This is a genomic window from Streptosporangium sp. OZ121, from assembly GCF_051918885.1.
Classification (GTDB): Bacteria; Actinomycetota; Actinomycetes; order Streptosporangiales; family Streptosporangiaceae; genus Streptosporangium.
On the sequence record NZ_JBPXMC010000001.1, the window covers coordinates 1,020,904 to 1,047,275 of the forward strand.

At 72.6% G+C, this 26,372-nt stretch carries 28 protein-coding genes; 14 read left to right on the forward strand and 14 right to left on the reverse strand.

What is annotated here, in order from left to right; all coding sequences use genetic code 11:
• Positions 1-1,059: 1,059 nt before the first annotated feature.
• A complete protein-coding gene (locus ACTOQ1_RS04740) occupies positions 1,060-1,530 on the reverse strand; it encodes a M28 family peptidase (RefSeq protein ID WP_440064670.1) in 471 nt (156 codons plus the stop codon).
• On the opposite strand from ACTOQ1_RS04740, the gene ACTOQ1_RS04745 reads away from it, so the two are divergent.
• Entirely contained in the window at positions 1,520-1,882 is a 363-nt protein-coding gene (locus ACTOQ1_RS04745) for a hypothetical protein (RefSeq protein WP_440064671.1), read from the forward strand. The genes ACTOQ1_RS04740 and ACTOQ1_RS04745 overlap by 11 nt on opposite strands.
• Before the next feature lie 82 nt (positions 1,883-1,964).
• Here ACTOQ1_RS04745 and ACTOQ1_RS04750 read toward each other — a convergent pair whose 3' ends face one another.
• The 4 genes from ACTOQ1_RS04750 to ACTOQ1_RS04765 form a co-directional block, all read right to left on the reverse strand.
• Positions 1,965-2,255 (reverse strand): hypothetical protein, encoded by a 291-nt coding sequence (locus ACTOQ1_RS04750; protein WP_440064673.1) that lies wholly within the window; start codon positions 2,253-2,255, stop codon positions 1,965-1,967.
• A gap of 130 nt (positions 2,256-2,385) precedes the next feature.
• Positions 2,386-2,934, reverse strand: a complete 549-nt coding sequence (locus ACTOQ1_RS04755) for a hypothetical protein (RefSeq protein WP_440064674.1) — start codon at positions 2,932-2,934, stop codon at positions 2,386-2,388.
• Positions 2,935-3,084: 150 nt separating this feature from the next.
• Positions 3,085-3,549, reverse strand: coding sequence for a hypothetical protein (locus ACTOQ1_RS04760; RefSeq protein WP_440064675.1), 465 nt, complete (start codon positions 3,547-3,549; stop codon positions 3,085-3,087).
• A complete protein-coding gene (locus ACTOQ1_RS04765; RefSeq protein WP_440064676.1) occupies positions 3,546-4,172 on the reverse strand; it encodes a DUF2867 domain-containing protein in 627 nt (208 codons plus the stop codon). Before ACTOQ1_RS04765 ends, ACTOQ1_RS04760 begins: the two co-directional genes overlap by 4 nt.
• A 93-nt stretch (positions 4,173-4,265) precedes the next feature.
• Between ACTOQ1_RS04765 and ACTOQ1_RS04770 the strand changes: the two genes are divergently transcribed.
• Positions 4,266-4,814, forward strand: a complete 549-nt coding sequence (locus ACTOQ1_RS04770) for a TetR/AcrR family transcriptional regulator (protein WP_440064677.1) — start codon at positions 4,266-4,268, stop codon at positions 4,812-4,814.
• A gap of 141 nt (positions 4,815-4,955) precedes the next feature.
• Here the strand turns inward: ACTOQ1_RS04770 and sthA are convergent, their stop codons facing one another.
• The 5 genes from sthA to ACTOQ1_RS04795 form a co-directional block, all read right to left on the reverse strand.
• The gene (gene sthA, locus ACTOQ1_RS04775; RefSeq protein WP_440064679.1) at positions 4,956-6,359 is read right to left on the reverse strand and encodes a Si-specific NAD(P)(+) transhydrogenase; all 1,404 of its coding nucleotides are present in this window, start codon (positions 6,357-6,359) and stop codon (positions 4,956-4,958) included.
• Between the two features lie 174 nt (positions 6,360-6,533).
• Positions 6,534-6,779 carry a hypothetical protein gene (locus ACTOQ1_RS04780; RefSeq protein ID WP_440064680.1) on the reverse strand — a complete coding sequence of 82 codons (246 nt, stop codon included), beginning with the start codon at positions 6,777-6,779 and terminating at the stop codon, positions 6,534-6,536.
• 58 nt (positions 6,780-6,837) lie between these two features.
• Positions 6,838-8,157: a serine/threonine protein kinase gene (locus ACTOQ1_RS04785; RefSeq protein WP_440064681.1), complete on the reverse strand. Its 1,320-nt coding sequence runs from the start codon at positions 8,155-8,157 to the stop codon at positions 6,838-6,840.
• Between the two features lie 155 nt (positions 8,158-8,312).
• Positions 8,313-9,077, reverse strand: a complete 765-nt coding sequence (locus ACTOQ1_RS04790; protein ID WP_440064683.1) for an SDR family oxidoreductase — start codon at positions 9,075-9,077, stop codon at positions 8,313-8,315.
• A gap of 300 nt (positions 9,078-9,377) precedes the next feature.
• Positions 9,378-12,926: a protein kinase domain-containing protein gene (locus ACTOQ1_RS04795; protein WP_440064684.1), complete on the reverse strand. Its 3,549-nt coding sequence runs from the start codon at positions 12,924-12,926 to the stop codon at positions 9,378-9,380.
• 74 nt (positions 12,927-13,000) lie between these two features.
• On the opposite strand from ACTOQ1_RS04795, the gene sigJ reads away from it, so the two are divergent.
• From sigJ to ACTOQ1_RS04810, 3 genes are all read left to right on the forward strand, one after another.
• Complete coding sequence (sigJ, locus tag ACTOQ1_RS04800; RefSeq protein ID WP_440064685.1) at positions 13,001-13,888, forward strand: RNA polymerase sigma factor SigJ; 888 nt, start codon at positions 13,001-13,003, stop codon at positions 13,886-13,888.
• Positions 13,885-14,349: a carboxymuconolactone decarboxylase family protein gene (locus tag ACTOQ1_RS04805; RefSeq protein WP_440064686.1), complete on the forward strand. Its 465-nt coding sequence runs from the start codon at positions 13,885-13,887 to the stop codon at positions 14,347-14,349. The genes sigJ and ACTOQ1_RS04805 overlap by 4 nt, the downstream gene beginning before the upstream one ends.
• 657 nt (positions 14,350-15,006) lie before the next feature.
• Positions 15,007-15,726: a pyridoxamine 5'-phosphate oxidase family protein gene (locus ACTOQ1_RS04810; protein WP_440064687.1), complete on the forward strand. Its 720-nt coding sequence runs from the start codon at positions 15,007-15,009 to the stop codon at positions 15,724-15,726.
• A gap of 121 nt (positions 15,727-15,847) precedes the next feature.
• Here ACTOQ1_RS04810 and ACTOQ1_RS04815 read toward each other — a convergent pair whose 3' ends face one another.
• The gene (locus ACTOQ1_RS04815; protein ID WP_440064688.1) at positions 15,848-16,027 is read right to left on the reverse strand and encodes a hypothetical protein; all 180 of its coding nucleotides are present in this window, start codon (positions 16,025-16,027) and stop codon (positions 15,848-15,850) included.
• Between ACTOQ1_RS04815 and ACTOQ1_RS04820 the strand changes: the two genes are divergently transcribed.
• Positions 16,026-16,841, forward strand: a complete 816-nt coding sequence (locus tag ACTOQ1_RS04820) for an SDR family oxidoreductase (RefSeq protein WP_440064689.1) — start codon at positions 16,026-16,028, stop codon at positions 16,839-16,841. The two genes, ACTOQ1_RS04815 and ACTOQ1_RS04820, sit on opposite strands and share 2 nt — an antisense overlap.
• Before the next feature lie 180 nt (positions 16,842-17,021).
• Here the strand turns inward: ACTOQ1_RS04820 and ACTOQ1_RS04825 are convergent, their stop codons facing one another.
• Positions 17,022-17,282 (reverse strand): hypothetical protein, encoded by a 261-nt coding sequence (locus ACTOQ1_RS04825; protein WP_440064691.1) that lies wholly within the window; start codon positions 17,280-17,282, stop codon positions 17,022-17,024.
• A 247-nt stretch (positions 17,283-17,529) separates the two neighbouring features.
• Positions 17,530-18,219: a GntR family transcriptional regulator gene (locus ACTOQ1_RS04830; protein ID WP_440064692.1), complete on the reverse strand. Its 690-nt coding sequence runs from the start codon at positions 18,217-18,219 to the stop codon at positions 17,530-17,532.
• A 139-nt stretch (positions 18,220-18,358) separates the two neighbouring features.
• On the opposite strand from ACTOQ1_RS04830, the gene ACTOQ1_RS04835 reads away from it, so the two are divergent.
• The 8 genes from ACTOQ1_RS04835 to ACTOQ1_RS04870 all read left to right on the forward strand — a co-directional run bounded on the left by ACTOQ1_RS04835 (position 18,359) and on the right by ACTOQ1_RS04870 (position 25,796).
• The gene (locus ACTOQ1_RS04835) at positions 18,359-19,162 is read left to right on the forward strand and encodes an FAD binding domain-containing protein (RefSeq protein WP_440064694.1); all 804 of its coding nucleotides are present in this window, start codon (positions 18,359-18,361) and stop codon (positions 19,160-19,162) included.
• A gap of 57 nt (positions 19,163-19,219) precedes the next feature.
• Positions 19,220-19,738, forward strand: a complete 519-nt coding sequence (locus ACTOQ1_RS04840; protein ID WP_440064695.1) for a (2Fe-2S)-binding protein — start codon at positions 19,220-19,222, stop codon at positions 19,736-19,738.
• Positions 19,735-21,120 (forward strand): xanthine dehydrogenase family protein molybdopterin-binding subunit, encoded by a 1,386-nt coding sequence (locus ACTOQ1_RS04845; RefSeq protein ID WP_440064697.1) that lies wholly within the window; start codon positions 19,735-19,737, stop codon positions 21,118-21,120. The genes ACTOQ1_RS04840 and ACTOQ1_RS04845 overlap by 4 nt, the downstream gene beginning before the upstream one ends.
• 3 nt (positions 21,121-21,123) lie before the next feature.
• Complete coding sequence (locus tag ACTOQ1_RS04850; protein ID WP_440064699.1) at positions 21,124-22,161, forward strand: xanthine dehydrogenase family protein molybdopterin-binding subunit; 1,038 nt, start codon at positions 21,124-21,126, stop codon at positions 22,159-22,161.
• A 31-nt stretch (positions 22,162-22,192) separates the two neighbouring features.
• The gene (locus ACTOQ1_RS04855; RefSeq protein WP_440064700.1) at positions 22,193-22,495 is read left to right on the forward strand and encodes an EthD family reductase; all 303 of its coding nucleotides are present in this window, start codon (positions 22,193-22,195) and stop codon (positions 22,493-22,495) included.
• A gap of 116 nt (positions 22,496-22,611) precedes the next feature.
• Positions 22,612-23,553 (forward strand): AAA family ATPase, encoded by a 942-nt coding sequence (locus tag ACTOQ1_RS04860; RefSeq protein ID WP_440064701.1) that lies wholly within the window; start codon positions 22,612-22,614, stop codon positions 23,551-23,553.
• Positions 23,546-24,817 (forward strand): vWA domain-containing protein, encoded by a 1,272-nt coding sequence (locus ACTOQ1_RS04865; RefSeq protein ID WP_440064702.1) that lies wholly within the window; start codon positions 23,546-23,548, stop codon positions 24,815-24,817. Before ACTOQ1_RS04860 ends, ACTOQ1_RS04865 begins: the two co-directional genes overlap by 8 nt.
• 64 nt (positions 24,818-24,881) lie before the next feature.
• Positions 24,882-25,796 carry an amidohydrolase family protein gene (locus ACTOQ1_RS04870; protein ID WP_440064704.1) on the forward strand — a complete coding sequence of 305 codons (915 nt, stop codon included), beginning with the start codon at positions 24,882-24,884 and terminating at the stop codon, positions 25,794-25,796.
• Between the two features lie 38 nt (positions 25,797-25,834).
• On the opposite strand, the gene ACTOQ1_RS04875 is transcribed toward ACTOQ1_RS04870, so the two are convergent.
• Positions 25,835-26,305, reverse strand: a complete 471-nt coding sequence (locus ACTOQ1_RS04875; RefSeq protein ID WP_440064705.1) for an NUDIX hydrolase — start codon at positions 26,303-26,305, stop codon at positions 25,835-25,837.
• Positions 26,306-26,372 lie beyond the last annotated feature (67 nt).

Consider the following 26,372-nt stretch of genomic DNA (forward strand, 5'->3'; position numbering starts at 1 on the left):
TCCCGGTGACGGCGACGGTCACCGGCCCGTGCCCGTCGACGGCCGCCGTCGCCCCGGTGATCGGACGGTCCACCCGCAGCGTCACCCCGCGCGCGGCGCGTCCCGCGGTCACCCGCAGCGTCACGGCATCCCCGCCGTCCCCGCCGTCCCCGCTTCGTGCGAGCACCGACACCCGGGGCCCTCCGGCCCTGATCGCCGGGGCCGGGCCGGTCCACAGTCCGCCACGCGCGTAGCCCGCCGGAAGCGACCCCGTGTCCCGGCCGGACACGTACCTCCGGGTCCACCCGGCCGGCTCGGCGTCGGCGCTGACCCAGTGGGCCACCCGGGTGTCGGCGTCCAGCACGTACGCCAGATGCGTACGCCGAGGATGCCTCTCGTCGAACCTGTCCACCGCGAGCCCGAGGCCGACCAGCGACACCGTGAGCGCGACCGCGGCCGAGGGCGCCGCGACGGCCGCGCGGCGGCTCAGGCCCCGGCGGGGAGCGGGGAGCGGGAGTTCCGCCAGCGGCAGCAGCGTGAGGCCGAAGACGGCGAACACCAGGGCTCCCGCGCCGCTGAGCGCGAGTCCCATCCCGTCCAGCGCGTTCACGGCCAGAGCCGGGAGCAGCAGCGCGGACGCGACCGCCCCGAAGGTCACTGCGGCGACCCGCCACACCGGGAACCGCGGGAGCAGCAGCGCGGCGATCCCGCCGAGCGCGCAGCACAGCGCCGGGAAAGTGAACACGAAGGACGCTCCCGGGGCCGCCCACGCGCAGAGGGCGCCCAGCGCGGCCGGCCACGCCAGCGCCCCGACCGCGAGGGCCGCGGGCCCGATCCGGCGGCGCAGGGGGAGGTACCAGCTCAGCAGGGCCAGTCCCGCCATGGCGGCGACGGCGGCCTGGTAGGCCAGCGGCCGGTGCAGCAGCCCGCCCATCGTGTCGTAGGCGGGCCGCCAGGCCACCAGCAGCTCCCACATCCCCTGCGCGAGGACCACCGACAGGCCCGGCGGGAGCACCGCGGACGCCGCGCCAGCGAGCACCCGTGGAATGGAGAGCAGCCCCCGCCGCCGCGCGAGGAGGGTCAGTCCCGCCAGGGACAGCACGGCGAGCGCCGCCAGGGGCGGGACCAGGTGGCCGGGGTACGTGACCATGGTTCCCAGGACCCGGAAGTAGGTGACGTCTCCGCCGGAGACCAGGGTGGGCAGGGCGGCGTCGCCCAGGGCGCGGGTGAGCGCCAGCATGTTCGAGCCGTGGTGCTGCAGGCTGCCGCGATCGCCAGCGGGTGTTCCCTGACGAAGGCCTCGGCCCCCAGGACCCCGTCCTCCTCCCCGTCGGTCATCAGGAACACCAGGTCGTTGCGGAGATTCCCCCCGCCGCCCCGGCCTTCCTGGTCCTCTTGGGCGCGCAACGCGCGCACGGTCTCCAGCATCGCGGCCACGGCCGCGCCGTCGTCCGACGCGCCGGGTCCCATGGCCGCGGAGTCGTAGTGGGCGGCGACCATGACCGTGCCCGTCGGGTCCCTCCCGGGCAGGGTCGCCACGATGTTGTCCACCCGCCCGAACGTCGCGAGCCCCGCGGCCGAGCGGGCCCCGACCGCCCTGGACGAGGACACCCGGGCGCGTGAACGCCTGTCCTCGGCCCTGAACCGACTGAATTCCGGCCGTACCCGGACCGGGCTGCGCTGCCGTACCCGGCTGGCCGTCCTGCACATGCGCGCAGGAGACCGCGAAGCCGGTGAACGCGAAGCGCGCCAAGCCGTACGGGACGCCACCGGTGTCCGGTCCCGGCGCGTGGCGAGCGACCTGCGGATGATGGTGTCCGACGCCCGCGCCCACGGCATGAACACGCTCGCCGACGATCTGACTCACGCGATGGGGCAGGCGGCTTCAGTAGACGGGGGGTGAGAGCCGACCACGTTCCATGGCTTTCGGCGCACTCGCGTGGCCCGGCGTGGTCGCAGCGGAACGCCGTGAGAATGTTCCGACCTCAGGGCCGCGCGGGGCAATTCAATGAAGACACGATTTCGATGCCGATGGGTGGAATCATCCCCGCCTTGCTGTCCGAGTAGCGGCCCTCGTCCGAAACGGGAGCCGGAGCCGGTTCGGGCCGCTGCGAAGCGGTATGCCGCTTCCAGAAGTCGATGACCTCCTGCGAGGTGACCTCGGTCACCTCCTGCGCGGCGACCTCGGTCGGATGCGAGGGACAGCCCAGGCTCCGCGACGCGGCGGCACCGACCGACGGGAGTGCCGCCAGCGCCATGACCAGCAGGAGAATCAAGGAGCGCCGACCCCGCATGTGCCCACCCCGCTTTTCCGCCGACCGGTTCCAGGCGCGACACCCCGTACCGGATCCGGATATTCCTACACCACACCTGCGGACGCGACCGTCCATCCCCGTCACGGTCACGCTAGAGAAAGAAGATCACCAGAACGGTGAGGCCGAAGCCCAGCGCCACGAATTGCGGCGTTCTGGGGTGCCGGGCGGCCTCTCGCCGCGAGGAGATCACCAGTACGGCGCCCAGGCCCAGCGCCGTCAGCAGGTGCAGTCCGTACCACCAGGGGGTGGACAGCCTTCCCAGGAAGGTCCCGGACAGCAGGTCGTCGACGGCTCCGTAGCCGGAGAGCGCGCCGAGCATGCCCAGTCCCAGGCCCAGCAGCGCGAACACGTACCGGAACCCGCCGAGCAGGGTCCAGACGACGGCTCCCAGGACGAGCAGGATCGAGGAGGAGTGGTGCGCCTGCCGCACGAGCAGGCCGCCGCGCACCTCGAAGCTGATATCGAACGCCGACCTGTAGGCGGCACTCATCGGAACACCGTGCAGCGGCGTGTAGCTGCCGTCGTAGTACACGGTCTCGCCACTGGGCGTGTAGAAGAACGCCAGGAAGCCGCCGGTGAGCAGGACGATCACGAAGCAGTAGATCAGCATCTCGCCCACCAGCTGCCTTGCTCTCTCCATTCGGTATATTCCACCACAAAGATCAGTTCAGGTCCGGCGCATGCGAGCATCGTCCCGGCCACTTGATCACCGGCCTCCTACCATGGGCGGCGAGTCGGCCGGACCGTGAACCGTTCGCGGCGTCCTCCTCGGTCCGGTGGGAGACGATCTCTACGCCGACCGGGGAGAGGGTTCCCGCCCTGTCGCCGGGGTGACAGGGCGGTCCTCCCTCCGCGCCGCCAGGACGATGAGCGCCCCGGCGACGGTCCCGGCGAAGAACGGGGACGGCACGAGAAGGACGCCGCCCAGCGCGCACCACGCCGCGAGGCCCCAGCCGATCCCGGCCGGCACGGCCACCCCGCGTCCGGCCAGATGCCATGTCAGACACCCCAGGAGAACCAGGGGCACGGCGAAGCTTCCCGGACCGGCCCAGAAGGTGACCTCGTTCCGGAGGGACTCCACCGTCTTGCCGGCGCCCCCGTCCGTGAGCACGAGCGGGACGGCCGCCCACATCCCCCGACCTGCCCAGCCGGTGACGTCCTCCCGGGCGAAGAGCGCCAGCAGGGACAGATGCCCCGCTCCCAGCACGAGCATGATCCCGCTCGCCCATCGGAGCAGCCGCCTTCCGGACCTCATCGTGACCGTCCTTCCTCGTGCCCCGCCCCCGCGCGGGCACGATCGCGGTCGCGCCAGGCGCGTTCCCACTGCCGGGTGAGAGCCGGATAGACGATGAGATACCGGAAAGGCGCGATGGCGGCCATGTAGAGCCGCCCGAACCATCCGTTGGGCTTGACGAGGACGGCCATCCGCAGCTCGTGGTCGCCGTTCGCTCCCTGAACCCAGCCGAGATGCATCACGCCGTGCACGGTCTTGTTCGCCAGCTCGCGCGCGGCCTCCGTGTCGAGCTCGTAGACCGCCTTGAGGGGCATTCTCACGTCGTCCAGGCCGCGCGGAGCGTCGCGGAGGTCGCTCGGCAGGCGGTCGCGGAGCGAGACGACCCGCGCGCCGACGCCCGCCGACGGTCTGTCCCAGCCGAGGAGCGCGCCGAGTTTCCACCGGACGGCGAACAGGAACCTCACCGGCCAGGGCTGCTTCGTGGATTCGAGTGCGGCGCGCAACGCCGCGAGCATCACCGGGAAGTCGTCGGGCCCGGCTCCGGGGGTGCGGAACGACCACACGTCCTCGACCGTGAAGTCACTCGTGAGTTCGTGGACGCGCCATGGGCGCTCGGTATGGGTGGTCTCTGCGAGTCGCGGCACGGTTCGGCCCTTCGCTTATACGGTGCCGTATATTTCGTTTGTACGGTACCGTACAACTTCAACGCGATCAATGGATGGAGCCGGATTCCCGCCGTGGCCCGTACACCACGAACCCGCTGGATAGAGGCGGGCCTCGAAGCCCTCGCCCAGGGAGGGCCCGACGCGGTCCGCGTCGAGACGCTCGCCACCCGGCTCGGCGTGACGAAGGGCGGGTTCTACGGATACTTCGACGGCCGTCCCGCGCTGCTCGCGGAGATGCTCGACGAGTGGGAGCGCCGCTGCACCAAGGAGGTCCTCGCCCAGGTCGACGCCGCCGGTGGCGACGCCGCCGAGAGGATCAGGCGTGCCGGCGAGCTGACCTTCTCCGAGGACTTCCACCGGATCGACCTCGCGGTCCGGGCCTGGGCCCGCCACGACCAGTCCGTCGCGACGCGCCTGCGGCGTGTCGACAACGAGCGCATGGACTTCCTGCGGAGGATGTTCGGCACGTTCGTCACCGATCCCGACGAGATCGAGGCCCGCAGCACCCTGGCGTTCGCGCTCGCGATCGGCCGCCACTTCATCGTCGTGGACCACCCCGGGCACACCAAACGCGAGGCCGTCAGGCTCGCCGGAGACTACCTCCTGCGCCCGCGACCGTGAACGCCCCGGTCCGGGCAGGGCATCTGACAGGGTTCTCGCCGGGAACGCCGAGAGTAGGGCCTTCGCCGAGGACAGCGTCTCCGATGGGGACAGGGCCTCCGACGGGGCCGGCGGGGCGGACCGGCCTTCGGGGGGCGGGGGTCAGAGCTCGAAGCGGGCCACCCGGCGGAGCTTGTTCATGGCGTCCAGGGCGGCGACCTTGTAGGACTCGGCCAGGGTGGGGTAGTTGAAGACGGCGTCGACCAGATAGTCGATGGTGCCGCCGCAGCCCATGACGGCCTGGCCGATGTGCAGGAGTTCGGTGGCGCCGGTGCCGAAGACGTGCACGCCGAGCAGGGCGCGGGTGTCCGGGGAGACCAGGAGTTTCAACATGCCGTAGGTGTCGCCGATGATCTGACCCCGGGCCAGCTCGCGGTAGCGGGAGATGCCGACCTCGAAGGGGACGTGGGAGGCGGTCAGCTCGTCCTCGGTGGGACCGATGAAGCTGATCTCGGGGATCGTGTAGATGCCGATCGGCTGCAGGTGGTGGATGCCGCGCAGCGGTTCGCCGCAGGCGTGGTGGGCGGCGATGCGGCCCTGCTCCATGGAGGTGGCGGCCAGGGAGGGGAAACCGATGACGTCGCCGACGGCGTAGATGTGCGGCACGGCGGTGCGGTAGTGCTCGTCGACCTGGATGCGGCCCCGGGCGTCGGCGGACAGCTCAGCGGCCTCCAGGGCGAGATCGTCGGTCATGCCGTGGCGTCCGGCCGAGTACATCACCGTCTCCGCGGGGATCCGCTTGCCGCTCTCCAGCACGGTCAGCGCGCCCCGGGGGCGGCGCTCCACGGCTGCGACGGTCTCGCCGAAGCGGAAGGTCACCGCCAGGTCGCGCAGGTGGTACTTGAGCGCCTCGACGATCTCCAGGTCGCAGAAGTCGAGCATCCGGTCGCGGCGCTCGACCACGGTCACCTTGGTGCCCAGCGCGGCGAACATGGAGGCGTACTCGATGCCGATCACCCCGGCCCCCACGACCACCATCGAGTCGGGGATGTCCTGCAGCTGCAGGATGCCGTCCGAGTCGATGATCGTGTGGCCGTCGAACTCCACGGTGTCGGGGCGGGCCGGCCGGGTGCCGGTGGCGACGACGATCTTGTCGGCGGTGACCTTGGTCTCGTGGCCGTGCTCGTCGACGACGCCGATCGTGTGCGGGTCCACGAAGTGGCCGTGCCCGTTGAGCGTCGCCACGTGGTTGCGCGACAGCTGGCTGCGGATCACGTCGATCTCCCGGCCGATCACGTGCTGGGTACGGATCCCCAGGTCCGCCGCGGTGATCTCGTCCTTCACCCGGTAGCTCTGGCCGTACATGCCGCGCTGGTTGAGGCCCGTCAGGTGCAGGACGGCCTCGCGCAGCGTCTTGGAGGGGATGGTGCCGGTGTTGATGCACACCCCGCCGAGCATGTTGCGCCGCTCGACGAGCGCGACACGTCGTTCGAGTTTCGCCGCGGCGATCGCGGCCTTCTGCCCGCCCGGCCCGGAACCAAGAACGAGGACATCAAAATCCCACATAGGCCCCAGTGTGAAGGCAGGAGGCGGTCTCAACCAGACTCACGGAATACCAGATCGTGCCAGTCTCGTTAACACCGCCTCACACCGCCGGGTGAGCTCGACGTCGCCGGTGTCCGGACGGCGCCGAGCGCCGTCACCGCGTCGCGGCCCGGGCCGCGACGCGACTCCGGTATCTCACACCTCCGCGGCGACCCGGTCCACGATCGCGGTCGCCCCCTCCTTCCTCGCGCAGTGGGCGCAGCAGAACCAGCGCCGCCCCGCCGCGACACCGTGCCCGACGATCCGGACCCCGCAGTGCTCGCAGACGGGCGCCATCCGCTGGATCGCGCACTCGAAGCTGTCGAAGACGTGCACCTTGCCCTGGGCGTGCACCTCGAAGCTCATGTCGTAGTCGTTACCGCACGTTTCACAGCTCGCCATGTTTCCCCCCGAAAACCATCGGCATCTCCGGGGAAAGTCGTACCCAGGTATCCGCAGGTCAGACAATCCGTCCCGCCACGATCACCCCGGCGGCCAGCAGCGCCAGCAGCGCCAGCACCACCAACGCGACCGGCAGCGGGGGAAGCAGCCGGGCGAACCTCTCGCGCGCCACGAGGCGGGCGCGGTCGGCCTCGATCCACGCCCCCAGCCTCGGCCAGGCGTACGGAAGCGCCTGGTGGACCAGACGCGCTTCCTTCCCCCGGTGCGCGACCAGCCCCGCGAAGCCGCGCAGGACGCGCTCGGATCCGGCGGGCACCCTGGCCTCGCGGGCGACCGGCTGCCCGTCGGGGGCGATGGCGACGAGTCTCAGGAACACCGCGGGCGCGCGCTCCCGGTCCGCCGGGCCGAGCGCGGCGTACGCGGACTCGGCCAGCGCCCCCAGCCCGGGGTCGTCGCAGGCCGTGCGGATCCCGGCCGCCATCTCGGCCCCCGCCCGCAGCAGCGCGGCCGTCCCGAGATCGGTCCCCGCCCGCGGCGCGGCCGTCCCAGGATCGGTTCCCGCCCGCGGCGGCGCGGCCGTCCCGGGATCCGGGGCGCACCCGGGGAGCAGGGCGATCAGCAGGTCGCGGGCGGCCGGCCTGGCGCGGGGGTCCTTGGCGAGCGCGGCGGCGGCCAGCGGCCGCAGGAGCCGGGGCAGCGGGCCCAGGTCGGGGTCGAGCGAGAGGATCCGGTGCATCACCGCGCCCAGGCTGCCCGCCGCGAACGGGTCCTCGCCGGTCGCGGCGTACAGCACGATCCCGCCCCAGGCGAACACGTCGGCGGGCGTGCCCGCCGCGCCGCCGGTGAACACCTCGGGCGCCGTGTACGACGGCACCCGCGCCCTGAGCCCGGTGGCGGTCAGCGACGTCACCCGCCCGGGGGTCATCCCGAATCCGATGACCCTGGGACCGTCCCCGCCGAGGATCACGTTGTCGGGCGTGAGGTCGCGGTGGACCACCCCGGCGTCGTGGAGGGCGGTCAGCGCGGTGGCGACCGCGGCCGCGAGGCCGTGCAGGTCGTCGCCGCCGAAGACCCGCCCGGCCCGGCGCAGGCTGGGGCCCTCCACGTACCGGCTGACGATGTACGGCCTGGGCCCGTCGAGGTCGGCGTCCAGCACGCTCGCCGTGCAGGAAGAGGCGACGCGGCGGGCGGCGGCGGCCTCGGCGGCGGGCGCCTCACCTCCCGGGCGGCCGTGCAGGACCGTCACCGCGACCCGCTCCCCGCCCTGGCCGTACCCCTCGTAGACCACGCCCGGGGCGCCCGTCCCCAGCCGCCCGGCGAGACGGTAGCCGCCCAGCCGCCAGGGATCGCCCACGATCAACTCCCGCGCCACTCTCATGCGGTGTTTGATGCGACCCGCGGAAGAAATGTTTCCCTCGACGAGGACGAACGCAGGAGCGCCCGGTGTTCCCGGTCCCTTCGCCCGGCCCCGGCCGGCCCGCGCGCCTTCCCTCAGGTACGCCCGGCCGGGGGCCCGCGCCCGGTGGGGAGGCGTTATTTTCCGGTGGCGGCGGTGGCCCGGCCCGGCCAGTCCCCGTACCGGATCTCGCCGAGGATCGCGTCGTCGCCCTCCGGTACCAGGGACCCCTCGGCCAGTTCGGCTCCGAAGTAGCGCGCGTGCGGATCCGCGACCACCTCGCGCGGATCGTCCCAGGCGGCCAGGGCGTCCAGGAAGAACCCGTCCATCCGGAACCTCTCTGGCCCGGCGACCTCGACCCTCCCGTTCACCGGCGGACCCACCGCGACCTCGCCGACCACCCGGGCGACGTCGTCGCCCGCGAGGGGCTGGTAGGACACCGGTGCCATCCGGACCGTACCGCCCTCGGTGGCCGCGTCGGCGATGCCGCGGGTGAACTCGAAGAACTGGGTGGCGTGCACGATGGAGTACGGGATCGAGGAGTCCTCGATCAGCTTCTCCTGGGCGACCTTCGCCCGGAAGTAGCCGCTCTGGGGCAGGCGCGCGGTTCCCACCACCGACAGCGCGACGTGGTGGCCGACGCCCGCCGCCTTCTCCGCGGCGAGCAGGTTCCGGGTGGAGGTCTCGAAGAACTCCAGGACCTCGGCGGCCTCGAAGGACGGGGAGTTCGACACGTCGATCACCACGTCCGCGCCGGCCAGGACGTCGGCGAGACCTTCGCCGGTGAGGGTGTTGACGCCGGTGTTCGGCGACGCCGCCACCGCCTCGTGGCCCTGCTCTCCGAGCCTCGCCACGAGCTTCGACCCGATCAGGCCGGTACCGCCGATCACCACGATCCTCATGACAACCCTTCCTGTCCCCCGAAGGCGCCCCTCGCCACCCGGTCACCGGCCAAGACAGGACAGCCCCGCGACCTTGTGACGGCTCGGCCGAAATCCCTCCGGTAATGGATTCCCCGTGCCGAGGTGGCACAGGGCGGGGTCTCGCCCAAATAAGTCCAAAATCCGCATTGAAATGAGTTTGAAGGGATGGCCCGGTGGGTGATGTCGACGGGCTCGGGCGGCGCCAACCAGGTCGCGGTGGGGCCGGAGGTGCCGCTCCCGCCGGGAGACCACTGTGGCGTCACCGCCGGAACGAGTCACTCAAGCAGGGCAGACGTCGCGATAGGGCAGGTCCCCCAGGTAGGTGCGCCACTCCTCGCGCGACAGGGTGCGGCCCGCGCGCTCGCAGACCGCCCGCGCCACCGCCCCCGGCTCGACCGGATACTCGCTCAGGGTTCCCGCCGCGTCCACCGCGATCAGCCGGGCGCCGTCGGGGCTGAACGCCAGCGTCTGGAGATCGCCGGGCTGGGCGACGATCGGCTGGCCGAGGCGGCGCCCGGTCTCGGTGTCCCATATCCCCACCGACCGCTCGGTCATCGCCGCGGCGATGACGTCGCCGCGGGGCGAGTACGCCAGGCGGGTCCCCGTTCCCTCCTCGCCCCGGATCATGCTGCCCACCCGCTTCCTGCCCCGGGTCTCGAACACCGAGATCCGCCCTTCCCGGTCGGCGACGGCGAAGCGGGCACCGTCCTCGCCGAAGGCGAGCGCGATCGCCGGGATGCCGACGCCGGACGAGCCGTAGGTCTCGCCGAACGGCTCGCCGGTGCCGGCGTCCAGCAGCCGGTGCTCACCGCCCGCGACAGCGAGCGCCCCGCCGTCCGGGGTGAACACCAGCCCGTCGGTCATCTCCTGGGGGCGCGACCAGCGGAGCCGCCCGCTGGGCACGTCCCAGACGTGGATCTCTCCCTCGGGCTTCACGTCGGAGTCGTAGTAGAGGGTGTACGAGGCCACGGCGGTGCCGTCGGGGCTGATCGCCACGGCGGGCACCTGGCCGCCGCGGGCGAGGGTGACGGTGGCGATCCGCTTGAAGGTGGCGGTGTCCCAGACGGTCAGCCGGGGGCTTTCCGAGCCCTCGTTGACCACCAGCCGCCCGCCGTCGGCGCTGAAGGCCATCCGGAAGTAGTTGTCGGCGCCCTCAGTCCCGATCTCCAGCGAGCCCAGGCGGACGCGCCGCCCGGCGTCGCGGATCACGATCTCGCTCGCCCCGTCCGCCCTGGAGGCGAGGAGCCGCCCGCCGGGGCTGAGGGCCGCCCAGCGGGTACCCGGGCCCTTCAGCGTGACGGGCCTGGTCAGCGCGGAGACGTCGAGGCTCGTCACCGCGTTCTCCGTGAGGTAGCGCAGGGTGCGCCCGTCCGGGTCGAAGGCCACGACGGGCTCGTACGCGTCGATCCGCTGGGTGAGCAGCAGCCTGCCGTCCTCGACCCGCCAGAGCCGCAGGGCCGTGTCGACCGCCGAGGCCAGGAAGCGCCCGTCGGGGCTGAAGACGAGGTCCTCGGTCATGCCCTCCTCGAAGAAGGTGTCCAGCTTCGCCCCGGTGGACGCGTCGCGCAGCTCGATGGTCTTCCCCTTGCCGACGGCGATGGTCGCGCCGTCGGGACTGTAGGCCGCCCTCGGCACACAGAGGCCGCAGCGGCCCCCCAGCGGGATCCTGCGCAGGTCTTCCAGGGTGAAGGCCTGCGCCTCACCGTCGATGGTCCCGGTCGCGAACCCGCGCCCGTCCGCCGAGATGTCGCCGCCGACGGCTCCTCCGACCGGGGAGCGCTTCTGGCCGGTCACGACGTTCCAGGCGATGAACCCCTCTCCCTGCCCGACCATGAGCCAGTCCTCCGACCGCCCGAAGGACGCGGTGGTGTCGCCGCCCGCGTTCCGGCCCTGGACCTCCATGACGGCGCCGGTCGGCCTGCCGGTCCGCACGTCCCAGATCCTCAGCCTCTGACCGCTGATCACGGCGAGCCTGCCGCCTCGCGGGCTCAGCGCGATCCCGCGCAGCTCGCCGCCGATCCCGGTGAAGCCGCCGACGCGCCTGCCGGTCCGCACGTCCCAGACGCGCGCCTCGCCGTCGCTCGCGCTGACGAGGGTGCGCCCGTCGGCGCTCAGCGCCCTGAGGGTCTGTATCCCGGTGGCCGGGTCGTGGAAGGCGGCCGTCTCCCGCTGGGCCAGCGAACCGGCCAGGCTCGCCCTCGCCTCGACCACCGGCGCCAGCCGCCAGGCGGCCACGCTGAGCAGCATGGCCCTGACCGGCTCGGCGATCCGCAACGTGTCGGCCGTCGCGGCGAGCCTGGCGGCCGTCGCCTGGTCGCGCTGGGAGGCGATGACGGCGCTGCGCGCGTCGGCCACCCTGCTCTGCTGCACGGCGAACGCCCCCGCGGCCAGCGCGACGACCAGCAGCACGGCCAGCGCGCCGGAGAGCACCCTGCCCCTGCGGACCCTGCGCCGGGCGAGGGCGGCGCCCGCCTCCAGGAAGTCGCGCTCGACCGGGCTGAGCGTGATGTTGCGGCGCCCGGTGGCCGCCCAGCGCATGGCGTTCTCCAGGCTGCCGCCCTGGAACAGGTCCCCGTCCCTGCGCCCCTGGAGCTGCCAGCGCCGCGCGGCGGTGAGGATGCCCCGGTGCACGGCCAGGCCGTCCCGGTTGGCCTGGACCCACGCGCGCAGCCTGGGCCAGGCCTGCGGCAGCGCGGGCCGCGACAGCCACACCTCCCGGTCGTCGTGGGTGAGCAGGTACGCGAAGACCTCCACCAGGCGCCGCACCGCGGCGGCCTCGCCCTCCCGGCGCCCGTCGAGGAGCTCGGCCCACTGCGCCCGGCGGACGACCAGCTGGTCGTCGTCGGTCACGGTGACCAGCCGCAGGAAGACCTCCGGGGCCAGCTCCCGCTCGGCGGGGCCGAGCGCGAGGTAGGCGTCCTCGGCGAGGGTGCCGAGCGCGGGGTCGGCCGAGACCACCCGGACCTGGGCCCCGGCGTCGCTGCCGGCCGCGAGCAGTCTCGGGGTGTCGGAGGTGTTGAGGGCCCCGTCGCCGCTGACCAGGGCGAGCAGCAGGTCCCTGGCGGTGGGCCTGGACTCGGGGTCCTTGGCGAGCGAGGCGGCGACGAACGGCCGCAGGTGCTCGGGGAGCATGTCCAGCTGGGGTTGCACCGACAGCACGCGGTGCATGATCCCGCCCAGGCTCTCGGCACGGAACGGGTCGGCGCCCGTCGCGGCGAAGACCATGATCCCGCCCCAGGCGAAGACGTCGACGGCCGCGGTCGCGCGCCCGCCCATGAAGATCTCGGGGGCCATGTAGGTCGGGGTGCCCGCGACCATGCCCGTCGCGGTCAGTGACATGTCCTCCGTACGGGCGACACCGAAGTCGATCACCCGTGGGCCGTCCGGGCCCAGCAGGACGTTGTCGGGTTTGAGGTCGCGGTGGATCACCCCGGCCTCGTGGACGGCGGTCAGCGCGGTGGCGATCGCGGTCGCGAGACGGTGCAGGTCACCTCCGGTGAAGCGGCGCCCCTCCGCGACGGCCCGGCGCAGGCTGGGGCCCTCCACGTACTCGCTGACGATGTAGGGCCTGGGCCCGTCGAGATCGGCGTCCAGCACGCCCGCCGTGCAGAACGAGGCCACCCGGCGGGCTGCGGCGGCCTCGCGGCCGAACCTGTCGCGCAACTCGGGGTCGGTCCCGGCGTCACCGTGCAGGACCTTCACCGCCACGCGCGTGCCGTCGGCGTCGTACGCCTCGTAGACCACGCCCTGGCCGCCCGCGCCCAGCCGCCCGGCCAGCCAGTAGCCGCCCAGCCTCTGCGGATCACCGTCGATAAGTGTCGTGCTCAACTCACACTCCGTTCACCGGTGGATAGGACGCCCCGGAGGACGGTGGGGTTCGGGCGATGTCACAGACTTGGAACATGTCTCGTCCTCCTTACGTGAACGGTGACGAAGCCCTCGCGGCGGAGTTCGAGGCCATCCGGCCACGCCTGGTCGGAGTGGCCTACGCCCTGCTCGGCAGCCTCGACGAGGCCGAGGACGTGGTCCAGGACGCCTGGTTGCGGCTGGGCAGGGCGGAGCGTTCGGAGATCGGGGACGTCACGGGCTGGCTGGTGGTCACAGTATCGAGACTCGCGCTGGACGTACTGCGTTCGGCGCGCGTACGGCGCGAGGAATACGTCGGGCCGTGGCTGCCGGAGCCCGTGGTGGGCGGGGGCGACCCCGCCGACCGGGTGACCCTGGACGAGTCGATGAGCCTGGCGATGCTGGTGGTGCTGGAGTCGCTCAGCCCCGCCGAGCGCACCTCCTTCGTCCTGCACGACGTGTTCGGGCTGCCGTTCGGGGAGGTGGCGCGCGCGGTCGGGCGCTCCGCCGCCGCGTGCCGGCAGCTCGCGGCCCGCGCCCGCGGGCACGTCGCGGCGCGGGCACCCCGCTTCGAGGTCGACGAGGCCGAGCACCGCAGGGTGGTCGAGGCGTTCGCGCGGATCATCCGGGGCGGGGACGGCGACATCGACGCGCTGATGGCGCTGCTCGATCCGGACGTGGTGATACGCAGCGACGGCGGCGGAGTGGTCGGCGCGGCCCGCAGGCCGGTCCGCGGCGCCGACCGGGTGGGCCGCTTCATGCGCGGCATCGCCGGGAAGTTCGGCGGTACCGGGAGGCTGACGGTGACCACGGTCAACGGCCGGGCCGGGCTGCTGTGGGCGCGGAACGGCGAGCTCGCCGTCTACGGGCTGACCGTTTCCGAGGGCCGGATCACCGAGATCGACATCGTGAGGAACCCCGAGAAACTGAGGAGTGTCCGATGAAAGAGCGGATGAACGTCAGCGAGCTCGCCCCGGAGGCCTACCGGGCCATGCTGCGGCTGGAGAAGTACCTGACCGGCAGCGGGCTGCCGCACGCCACGAAGGAACTGGTCAAGCTGCGGGTCAGCCAGATCAACGGCTGCGGCTTCTGCGTCGACATGCACTCCCACGACGCGAAGGCGTCCGGGGAGAGCGACGAGCGGCTGTTCGCGGTGGCGGCCTGGCGGGAGACGCCCTTCTTCAGCGACGCCGAGCGGGCGGCCCTCGCCCTGGCCGAGGAGGCCACCCGGCTCAGCGACCGCGGCGAGACGGTGCCGGACGAGGTGTGGGACGAGGCCGCCAGGCACTACGAGCCGGAGGTGCTGGCCGCACTGGTCGTGACGATCTCGACGATCAACGCGTGGAACCGGATCGCCGTCACCACCCGCATGGTCGCGGGAACCCTGCGTAGCCAAAACGGTTGATCGAGAGGGGCCCGGCGGACTAGGTTTGGCTCGCACGGGCGACCGTGCGGGCCAGGCGCGCGAGCGTCCGGCGAACCGGTGTCATAGGACGCGGAGCACGGCGAGCCCGGAAAAGGGGAAGATCATGCGGCGACGCACCCAGATCATCCGGCGGCGGCGTACACGCCGTCCCGACCGCGCCTCGGGCCTGGACCTGCGCTCCCCCTCGGGGCGCCCGCTCCCCTACTGACCTGGCCTTTACGGCAGTCTTATGCGGCGATCTGTAGATACTTCTTATAACGGAACCATCACGCCGGGGGGCTCAATGAAGAGACTTGTGGTCGTGCCACCATATGTCGCACGGCTCAAGATCAGGGACATTCGTTCCGCGACACGCCGAGGGGTGAGCGGTGACACCAAGGTCGTCGACCTCAGCGCCTACACGGGCCGCAACGTCCTCCGCTTTCCACGGACGAGCGGCCCCACATCCGCCGCCTGACCCCGTCCGGCCCTCCTCGCGAAAGACCCGCCACGGCGGGTCTTTCTCCGTTCGGGCCGCCGTTCCGCCGCTGTCCCGGCCGCGGGCTCGCCGCGGATCCCCTTCCCTGCGGTCCACATGACGGGACACACGAACCACGGGCCCCCGAACTCCGAGGTCACCTGATTGAATATCGCCTCATGAGCGAATTGTCCGCGACCGAGCGCACCCGCCACCGACGCCTGCGGGAGAAGGGCCGCACAGATCGCGCCGCCCTGTACGAGGTGCTGGGCGCCGGATTCGTCTGCCACCTGGGAGTGATCTCAGGTGGTGTGCCCATGGTGGTCCCCACCGTCTACGGCTTCGACGCCGACCACCTCTACGTGCACGGCTCGGTGGCCAGCAGGAGCCTGACCGGCCCGGACCGATCCGGGACCACAACGGGCGCCGGCACGGACGAGCCGGGGGGCGCGGCGGGCCCGGGTACGGGAACGGTCTGCGTGACGGTCACCCACGTGGACGGCCTCATCCTGGCCAGGTCGGTGTTCGAGCACGGCGTCAACTACCGCTCCGCCATGGTCTACGGCGTGCCCCGCTCCCTGGAGGGCGAGGAGAAGCTGGCCGCGCTGCGGATCCTGACCGAGCGCGCCGCCCCCGGCCAGTGGGACTACGCCAGGCGGCCCAGCCGCAAGGAGCTCGCCGCGACGACGATCCTCGCGATCTCCCTGGCCGAGGCGTCGGTCAAGGTGAGTTCCGGGCCGCCCGACGACGGCGAGGGGCCCGACGCGGAGCTGGGGCTCTGGGCGGGCCGGCTGCCTCTGGCCACCACCTGGCTCGCCCCGGTCCCCGACCCCCTGCTTCCGGCCGGAATCGCCCCTCCCGACCACATCGCCGCCCGGACGGGCACGCGGGCCACCTGATCTCCCGGCGGGCGAAGCGGGCACGGGGTCACCGGCCCGGGAGGCCTCTCCCGTGAGAACCGGAGCCGGCGCGGCAGCGCGCACGACGGGTCGCGATCCCGCACGGCGGGGACCGTCCCGGTCACCGCCGCGCCCGTGTCCCGTACCCGCTCCGGCCCGCGACCGGCCGCAGCGCGGCGTTCACCCTGCCTCCGCCGTCGGACCAGGTGACCGCGTCGTCGGCGAGCAGCCGCTCCAGCCCGGCCGGGTCGCGCGGAGGCCGATCGCGAGCGCACCGCCCCCTCCGGCAGGATCGGACCATGACGATCGAGACGAGCGACGGTAACGGCGGGGGATCGCTGGCGGGGCGCGTCGCGGTGGTGACCGGGGTGAGCAGGCGGGCCGGGATCGGTTTCGCGATCGCCCGCGAGCTGCTCGCCGAGGGGGCGAGCGTGCTGGCGCACTCGTGGACGCCGCACGACGCCGGCCAGCCGTGGGGCGCCGACCCCGCCGGGATGGCGGGGGTCCTCGACGAGCTCGGCGGGGTGGGCGAGCGCCTGCGGCACGTGGAGGCCGACTTCGCCGAACCGGAGACGCCCGAGTCGGTGATCGAGCTGGCGGCGCGGTCCTTCGGCCATGTCGACGTGGTGGTGGCCAACCACGCCCGCAGCGCGCTGGGAACGCTCGACGAGGTGACCGCGGCCGAGCTCGACCTCTCCTGGGCGGTGAACGCCCGCGGGAGCGTGCTGCTGGCGCAGGCCTTCGCCGCCCGGCACGACGACCGGCGGCCCGGCGGGCGGGTGATCCTGTTCACCTCGGGACAGCATCTCGCCCCGATGAGCCAGGAGCTGCCGTACGCCATCAGCAAGGGCGCGATCCACCAGATGACACTCAGCCTCGCCGACGCCCTCGCCGACCGGGGCATCACCGTGAACGCGGTCAACCCCGGACCGGTCGACACCGGCTGGGCCGATCCCGACATCACCCGCAGGGTGGGCCGGGCGCTGCCCGCGGGCCGATGGGGGAAACCGGAGGACGTCGCCCGGCTGGTCCGCTGGCTCGCCTCCGACGACGGTGCCTGGATCACCGGCCAGGTGATCAATTCCGAGGGCGGGTTCCGGCGCTGGGCGATGTGACGTCCCGGACGGCGGGCCACCCGGGGACACCTCGTGAGGCCTGGTCCGGCGTGGTTTGGCCTGGTGAGGCCGCCGGGAGGTGAGCCCCGGACGGCGGGCCGCCCGGAGGCACCTCGTGGCGACCTCCTGACGACCTGGGCGGCGGGCTGCCCGGAGGCGACCTCCGGGCAGCCGCGATCGTCACTTGTCGCTGTTGTTCTCCGGCGTCTGGGACAGCGCGCTGGCGGCGGCCGACTTCTCCTCGTCGCCCTGCGCCGGGTCCGACAGCGTCCTGGACGAGGCCGACGCCGCCTCGGCACCGGTCTCCCCGTGGCTCTCCGGGGCCTGCGAGAGCGCGCTGGCGGCGGCGGACTTCTCCTCGTCGGTCGCGTTGGGGTCGGCCAGCGTCCTGGCCGCGGCCGTCGCCGCCTCGGAACCGGTCTGTCCAGAGTTGCTCGTCACGATCTCACCTTTCCTCGAACCGTATCCGCGTTTCCCGCACCCCGGCCGGGGCGGTGAGGTCGGGCGGGCTCCCGCGCCGCGCACGATCTCGCCGTCCGTGCCGCGGCGGGCGCCGGCCCCTCACAAGGATCGGGCGACCCGCCGTTCCGGCCGGTGATGACGACAGCCCAGCCCGGCTACCCCGGTCACCGGCTTCCAACCGCGAATCCTCCGGATACGAGGTGATTCAGCGGGATTCAGACGGGATTCAGCCGGCGGCGGTGTCGCGGATCCTGCCGTGGGCGTCGTGCGGGAGGTCGGCGTAGTGCCATTGGTGGTCGCGGGCGTGCTTGCAGGCCGTCTCCAGGTCGCCGCGCTCGATCACCGCCAGCAGCTCGGCGTGGTCGCGGGCGATGTCGTGGAGGTCCACCCCGGTCGCGAGCATCGTGACCGAGGTGCGCGCCTCGATCTGCAGCCCCTCCCAGGAGAGCCTGAGCAACTCGTTGCGAGCGGCCTCGACGATGCGCCGGTGGAAGGACACGCTCGCCCGCATGGACGCCTCGCCGTCGCCCTCGGCGGCCGCGGCCCGCATCGCCGCCACGTCCGATCCGAGCGCCTCCAGCGGGACGGTCCCGGCGAGGATGGCGAGCCGGATGGCCGTCTCCTCCAGCGCGGCCCGCACGACGTAGCTCTCCCTGAGCGTCTCGTGGACGAAGGGGCGCACGAAGGTGCCCCTGCGCGGCTGGGTCTCCACCAGCCGCATGACCTCCAGCTCGCGCAGCGCCTCTCGGACGGGTGCCTGGCTCGTGCCGTACGTCGCCGCGAGACGTGTCTCCACCAGCCGCTCACCGGGCCTGAACTGGCCGGAGACGATCCGGCTGACCAGCGAGTCGCGGATCTGCCGCGACAGCGTCAGCCGCGGCAGCATGGAGGGCTCCCCCGTCATCTCCTCGGTCATGGAGCGCATCCTACCGAGTGTCGATTCTCGTTCATCGATCTCCTCTTGGCCTCCCCTTGACTCAGGGACGACCCTCAGCCTACGGTTCCGATAATCAATTATCGATAGTTAACCCGCTTGTAACGCAGGGGGTCCGGACATGATGATCCAGGCGGTCCACGTGCCGGAGTCCGCCGAGGCCGTGGCGGTCCACTCGGCGAGGGGCGGCCAGATCATGGGCGGCGGCACCGTCGTGATGCCGCTGGTCAGCGGCGGGACCGCGACCGGGAGCGAGCTGATCAGCCTGCGAAGGGCCGGGCTGGCGGGGATCGAGGTCCGCGACGGCGTCGCCAGGATCGGCGCGGCGGCTCCGCTCTCCTCCGTCGAGGAGCATCCCGGGCTCGGCTTCCTGCGCCCGGCGGTGCGCACCATCGCCTCCCCCACGATCCGCAACCTGGCGACCGTGGGCGGCAACCTGTTCGTCGCGCAGCCGTACGGCGACCTGGCGGTCTGCCTGCTCGCCCTCGACGCGCTGTGCGAGATCGCGGGCCCCGGCGGGCGGCGCGACGCCCCGGTGGCCGACGTGCTCGCCTCGGGGGTCGCCGCGGGCGAGTTCGTCACGGCGGTGGTGGTCGCCCTGCCGGAACCGGGGACCTGGTACTACCACAAGGCCATGCGCCGCAAGCTGAACTCGGCGTCCATCGTGACCGTCGCCTCCGTGACGCGCACCGAGGACGGCGTGGTGACCTCGACCAGGATCGCCCTCGGCGGCGTCGCCCCGCGCCCGGTGCGCGCGGTGTCGGCCGAGCGGCTGCTGGCGGGCCGCCCGCTGAGCCCCGAGGTCCTGACCGAGGCCGGGGAGGCCGCCCGTTCCGACACGGCGCCCTTCGACGACGCCTACGCCAGCGCGTGGTACCGGGCGCGCGTCCTGCCCGTGCACCTGCGCCGGGCCTTCACCGGCTAGCGGTTTTCCGCGCCCCCACGTGCTCATACGCGCCCACCCCCCAGAAAGGGCCGGACAATGTCGTCACAGATCGTCTCGCTCGTCGTCAACGGCGAACCCCGGGAGTTCATCGCCAGACCGGGCACCACTCTCCTGGCGACCCTGCGCGACTCGCTGGGGCTCACCGCGGCCAAGCGCGGCTGCGCGCAGGGCAGCTGCGGCACCTGCACCGTGCTGGTCGACGACCGGCCCGTGACGGCGTGCCTGGTCGCCGTGGAAACGGTCTCGGGCTGCTCGGTCCGCACCCTTGAGGGAGTGGCCGCCGGCGGGGACCTCGACGAGGTGCAGAGCGCCTTCGTCGACAACTTCGCCACCCAGTGCGGGTTCTGCACGGCGGGCATGATCATGGTCGCCGAGGCCCTGCTGGACCGCAACCCCGACCCGACCAAGGAGGACGTGGCCGAGGCGATCTCGGGCAACGTCTGCCGGTGCACCGGCTACCAGCCCATCATGATCGCCATTCTGGACGCGGCCAGGCGCAGGCGCGGGGAGAGCGCCGAGCAGGGACAGCCGGTGGAAGGGACCGTGTCGCGATGACCTACCGACTCGCCCCCATCGACAAGGGCTCCTTCGCCGCCGAGCGCGAGGACGACTTCACCGTCATCGGCTCGGTCGTCCAGCGCTCCGACGCGCTGGGGCACGTCACCGGCAGGACCGAGTTCTTCGAGGACGTCGCCCCCCGGGGGATGCTGCACCTGAAGATGCACCGCTCGGCCCGCCACCACGCCAGGATCAGGAACGTCGACCTGACCGGCGCCCTCGAGGTGCCGGGCGTCACGCGGATCCTCACCCACGCCGACATCCCGAACAACATCTACACCCCGCTCAAGCTGATCGGCGTCGGGCCGGACGACGAGCCGATCCTGGCCGTGGACAAGGTCCGCTACCTCGGCGAGCCGATCTGCGCGGTGGTCGCCGAGTCCGAGGCGGCTGCCCTGGAGGGCGCGGCCAGGATCAGGGTCGACTACGAGGACCTGCCGGCGGTCTTCGACGTCGAGGAGGCCCTGGCGGAGGGGGCGCCGCTGGTCAACGAGTACCACGGCCGCAACTTCTTCACCTACGAGGGACACCACTGCCGGCGGATCCGGTTCGGCGACGTGGAGGAGGCGTTCGGGCAGGCCGACCACGTCTTCGAGTGGCGCTACGAGTCCGCGCCGATCGAGCAGGCCCCCACCGAGACCACCGGCTGCGTGGTGGTCCCGCAGGCCGACGGCCGGTTGCGCATCCACTCCGACACCCAGGCGTGCTTCTTCACCCTCGACAACACCGCGCTGATCCTCCAGACCCCGTTCAACAAGCTGCGCGTCGTCGGCGGGACGGTCGGCGGGGGCTTCGGCGGCAAGGTCGACGTCGTCGTCGAGCCGGTCGCGTGCGTAGCCGCCATGGTGACCGACCGCCCGGTCAAATTCGTCTACAGCAGGTACGAGGAGATGCAGGTCTCCTCGCCGCGCGCGGCCGAGCGCATCTACATCAGGGACGCCGTGATGGACGACGGCCGGATCATCGGCCGCAAGGTCACGCTGTACGTCGACTCCGGCGCCTACGCCCGGCACACCCCGTACGGCACCACCAAGGCCGCCGCCCACCTGCCGGGGCCGTACTCGATCCCGAACGTGTGGGCCGACTGCCACTGCGTGTTCACCAACCGCACGCCGTCCAGCGCGATGCGCGGGTTCGGCGTCACCATCGGCGACTTCGCGCTGGAGTCGCAGATGGACCGGATCGCCAGGGCCCTGTCCATGGACCCGCTCCAGCTGCGCCTCCTCAACGCCTACCGCGACGGGGACCTCAAGGCCCACCGCAAGGTCGCCGAGGGCACCGCCCTGGTCGAAGTGATCCAGAAGGCCGCGGAGATGTCCGGGCACGAGCTGCCCGAGGCGTACCGCCGGATGTCGTCGACGACACGAGAGGGGCTGTAGGCCATGGCCAGGCTGCGCGGGCGCGGATACGCGTCGGTGAACTACCCGACCGGCATGAACCTCGGCGGCGACCCGTCACAGGCGCTGATCCACGCCACGACCACGGGCACCTTCGTGATCACGCTGTCCTCGGTGGACCTCGGCCAGGGCATCAAGACGATCGCCGCGCAGTGCGCCGCCGAGACGCTCGGCCTGCCGATGGAGAACGTCCTGGTCAACACCGCCGACACCGACACCGGCCCGCACTGCATGGGGACCTTCGCCAGCCGGGGAACCCACCGCGTCGGCAACGCCGTCATCATGGCGGCGGCCGAGGCGCGCGCCGTGATGCTGGAGGTCGCCGCCGAGGAGCTGGAGGTCGACGCCGGGGACCTGGAGACCGACGGCACCGGCGTCATCAAGCTCAAGGGCTCGGACCAGCCGAGCATCCACATCACCGACCTCGCCCTCGCCGCGCACTTCAAGCACGGCCGCACGATCTCCGGGCGCGGCATCTTCCTCAAGGAGCCGAGCACGCCGGTGCCCGAGACGGGAGAGATGGACCCCGACTCCTGCCAGGCGCACGCGTGCACGGTCGCCGTCGTCGAGGTGGACGACGAGACCGGGACGGTCGAGGTGCTGGAGCTGTACAACGCCTACGAGATCGGCCGGGCGCTCAACCCGGCGATGGCGACCCAGCAGGTCGAGGGCGGAGCATGGATGGGCATGTCGCACGCCCTGTTCGAGACCACCGAGCCCTACTACCCGCGGCGCGACCACGGGCCGGGCGACTTCGCCGACTACCTCATGCCGGGGCCGGCCGACATTCCCGTACAGCACAGCCTGTTCCTGGAACGTCCGGCGGGCAACGGCCCCTACGGCGCCAAGGGCATCGGCGAGATGACCGCCAACGCGCCGATCCCGGCCATCGCCAACGCCATCTTCGACGCCTGCGGCGTGCGCGTCACGGCGATGCCCATCACCCCCGAACGCGTCCTGCGCGGGCTGGACGCCCTCGCGCGGGACGCCCCGCGCGAGGTGTCCTCGCGCGGAAACGCCTGAACACCCATCCGATCCGGAGGAACCGATACCCATGCTGAAAGTCGTCTCGCTGCTCAAGCGCGCGGAGAACATGTCCCACGAGGAGTTCGCGAAGTGGGTCGTGGAGGACCACGTCGAGTTCGCCAGGAGGCTTCCCGGGCTGCGCAAGTACACGGTGAGCGTCAGCAACGGCGAGGACGCGCCGTTCGACTCGGTGAACGAGCTCTACTTCGACGACGAGGACGCCCGCGCCGCCGCGTTCGGCTCCGAGCACGGCAAGGCCGCCGCGGCCGACGCCGCCGCGCACACCGCCCAGCGGGTCCACCTGCTCACGACCGAGCACGCGCAACTGTGACGCCTGTCGGGGGTTCCCCGGTGGCCGGCGGGTTCCCCCCGGCTCCCGGTGGGTCCTTCTCGGCGACCGGAGAGTCCCCGGCGACCGTCGGGTTCCCCCCGGTGCACGGTGAATCCTTGTCGGCGCCCGGCGAGTCCCCGGCGACCGGCGAGTCCCCGGCGGGTTCCCCGGTGGCCGCCGGGGCCTCCTCGGTGGGCCGCCTCCTGGACGAGCGCGCACTCGCCGCGGCGCTCGAACGGGAGGGGTACTTCGCCGACGAGGGCCTCTGCACGGCCGTCCACCTGGCGCTGCGGCTGGGCCGGCCGCTGCTGCTCGAGGGGGAACCGGGCGTCGGGAAGACCGAGATCGCCACGGTGCTCTCGCGCGTCGTGGGCCGGGAGCTCATCCGGCTCCAGTGTTTCGAGGGGCTGGACTCCGGACAGGCGCTGTACGAGTGGGACTACCCCAAGCAGCTCCTGCAGGTCCGGGTGGCCGAGAGCCGCGGCCAGGAGGTCGGCGACCTCTACCGCGAGGAGTTCCTGCTGCGGCGGCCGCTGCTGCGCGCCCTGGAGGCCGACCGCGGCGCGGTCCTGCTGATCGACGAGATCGACCGCGCCGACAGCGAGTTCGAGGCGTTCCTGCTGGAGTTCCTGGGCGACTTCCAGATCACGGTCCCGGAGCTGGGCACCATCCGGGCGCGCACGCCGCCGGTCGTGGTGCTGACCTCCAACCGGACCCGCGAGCTGCACGACGCGCTCAAGCGGCGGTGCCTCTACCACTGGATCGCCTTCCCCGAGGTCGACCGCGAGCGGGCGATCCTGCGCGCGGCCGTGCCCGGCCTGGAGGAGCGGGCCGCGGAGGGGCTGGTACGCGCCGTCCAGCGGGTACGCGGGCTGCCGCTGCTCAAGCGGCCCGGCATCGCCGAGTCGGTGGAGTGGGCCAGGGGCGCGGTGGCCCTGGCCGAGGGCGGCAGCCCCTGGCCCGTGGCGCTGCGCCGGGCCCTCGGCCTGCTCATCAAGGACGAGGAGGACACCCGGCTGCTCCTCGGGCACGCGGAGGAGCTGTTCGGCGATGCCTGAGCCCCCCGCCCTCGCGCGGGAGCCGTACGGCGACGGCGAACCCACCGCCCTCACGGGAGGACCGCCAGGCGACGGCGAACCCGCCGTCCTCGCGGCCGGTCACGTGTGGGGGTTCCTGTCCGCGCTGCGCGCCGCGGGCGTGACCACCGCGCTGCCGAAACAGGCCGACCTGCTGCGCGTCGTCGGCGAGTCACCGCCGCGCGACCTGACCGCCCTGTACTGGTACGCCAGGATCACCCTGCTGCACGACATCGAGGAGCTCGCCGCGTTCGACCGGGTCTTCGCCGCCTGGTTTCAGCAGGGCGGCCTCCCGGACGCCGTACCGCCACCCCCCGCCGGGGAGAGCGACGTCCCCTCCCCCCAGGGGCCGGGCGAGGACGACCCCGCCCCGCGGGAGGTGCTGCCCGGCGACGGCGTCGAGGCCAGCACGCTCAGCACGTACGGCAGGCGGGACTTCGACGCGGCCGGCGACCGGTGGCGTCCGGTCACCCGGACCCTGGAGGCCGCCTGGCCCGCCGTGCTGCCCTCGACCCCGTCGAGGCGGCGGCGCCCGGCGCGGACCGGCGACCGGCTGGACGTGCGGCACGCCTGGCGGCGGGCGCACCGCCACGACGGGGAGATCATCGAGCTGCGCCGGCGCGCCCGGCCCCCGCGCCCGCGCCGCCTGCTCATCCTGGTCGACGTCTCGGGCTCGCTGCGGCGGCACACCCCCGACCTGCTCCGCCTTGCGCACACGGCACTGCGCGCGGCACCGGCCCGCACCGAGGTCTTCACCTTCGGCACCCGGCTCACCAGGATCACCTCCGCGCTGTCGCACCCCCACACGGGCCGGGCGCTGCGAGCGGTGTCCGAGCGGGTGACGGACGCCGACGGCGGCACCGCGATCGGGACCGCGCTGCGGGAGTTCCTGGGCATTCCGCGGTTCGTGGCGCTCGCGAGGGGCGCGCTCGTGATCGTGCTGTCCGACGGGCTCGAACGCGGCGACCACGTCCCCATGGTCCGTGCGACCGCCCGCCTGTCCCGGCTGGGTCACCGGCTCGTCTGGTGGTCACCGCTGGCGTGCTCTCCCACCTACAGCCCGGTCACGCGCGCCATGGCCGCCCTCCTCCCCCATCTCGACCACCTCGGCGGCGTACGAGACCTGCCCACCGCTCTCGCGGAGGTCCGCCGCCTCCCCGCGGTCCTGTCCGGCCCCCGGCGCGCGGCGGCCAGGCGGTGGGCCGCTCCGCGCTCCACTCCTCGCTCCACGGGAGCCCGCTCATGACAGCCCCCACGGACAGGCCCCTCCGCGGGGCCGGAGCCGAGGGTCCCCACGCCGGAGGTATCCGATGAACGACACCACCGCCCGTCCGGCTCCCGCCGGGATCGTCGACGCGCACCACCACATCTGGCGCGCCGCCGACCTGCCCTGGCTCCAGGGAGAGATGATCCCGCGCATCTTCGGCCCATACGAACCGATCCGCCGCGACTACCCGGTGTCGGAGTACGTCGAGGAGGCCACCGCCTGCGGCATCACCTCCGCGGTCTACGTGCAGGCCAACTGGCCGCTCGACCGCTCCCTGGACGAGGTGCGCCGGCTGCGCGAGACGCACGCCGAGACCGGCTGGCCCACGGCCGTGATCGGGTCCGCCGACCTCTTCGACGAGGGCGCGGCCGACGTGATGCGCCGCCAGGCCGCGCTCACCCCGCTCATGAGGGGCACCCGGCTGCAGCTGCACTGGCACGAGCGGCCGGAGTTCCGTTTCGCCTCCGCCCCCGACCGCATGAAGGATCCCGTCTTCCGCCGTAACATCGCCTCGCTCGCCGACCTCGGCTGGCTGTTCGAACTCCAGGTGTTCGCCGGGCAGATGGCCGACGCCGCGAGCTTCGTGGACGACTTCCCCGACGTCACGTTCGTCCTGGTCCACGCGGGGATGCTCGACGACTTCGAGGTGTCCCGGGTGGCGGAGTGGAAACGCGGCCTGAGACTGCTCGCCGAGCGGCCCAACGTCGTGGTGAAGCTCACCGGTCAGGGCACGTTCGTACACCGCGTGGACCGCTCGCTGATCGAGACGGTCGCGGACACCTGCCTGGAGGCCTTCGGCTCGCACCGCTGCATGTGGGGGAGCAACTTCCCGATCGAGAAGATCTGGACCGACCTGCCCACCCTGGTCTCCACCTGGCAGGAGGTCCTCGCCGGCCGGTCCCCCCAGGTCGTCCAGAACGTCTTCGCCGCCACCGCCCGCCGGGTCTATCGCCTGTAGAAATCTGCCCGGACGCCGTTCGCTCCGGATGAGAACGCTCAGTGCTGGATCAAACCGCCGACCGGGACGGGATTGACATGGCCGGTCGCCGGAAGGGTCCGTGCCAGGGAGAGTCCGACATCGACCAACGACGATCGGCGCAGGTGCGCGACATCGGGCAGGGAGGTCCAGACCGACTCGACGGTTTCGCCGTTCGGTTCGGGCCGGAGTCGGCCACCGGTGATACGAACCCGATAGAAGACGCCGACGTTCTGGTGCTCAGGCAGGCCGGGCAGACGGTCGGCCGCGGGGATCATCCTCGAATCCACCCCCAGCAGGCGTTCGACCACCCCGTCACAGCCGGTCTCCTCGGCGACCTCCCGGATGACCGCGTCGAACGGATCCTCCCCGTGCTCGACCTTCCCGCCCGGAAGAGTCCAGTTCCGCTCGCCCCCCGATCCCACGTGGTGGGCGAGCAGCACCCGCCCGTCCTCGATGCACACGGCGTACGCCGCCAGGCGGAAGCTCATAGCCGCAGGCTACCGCCCGGGACGCGCGCACTCCGTTATTGATCCTGATTGACCACTGTCCTACCGG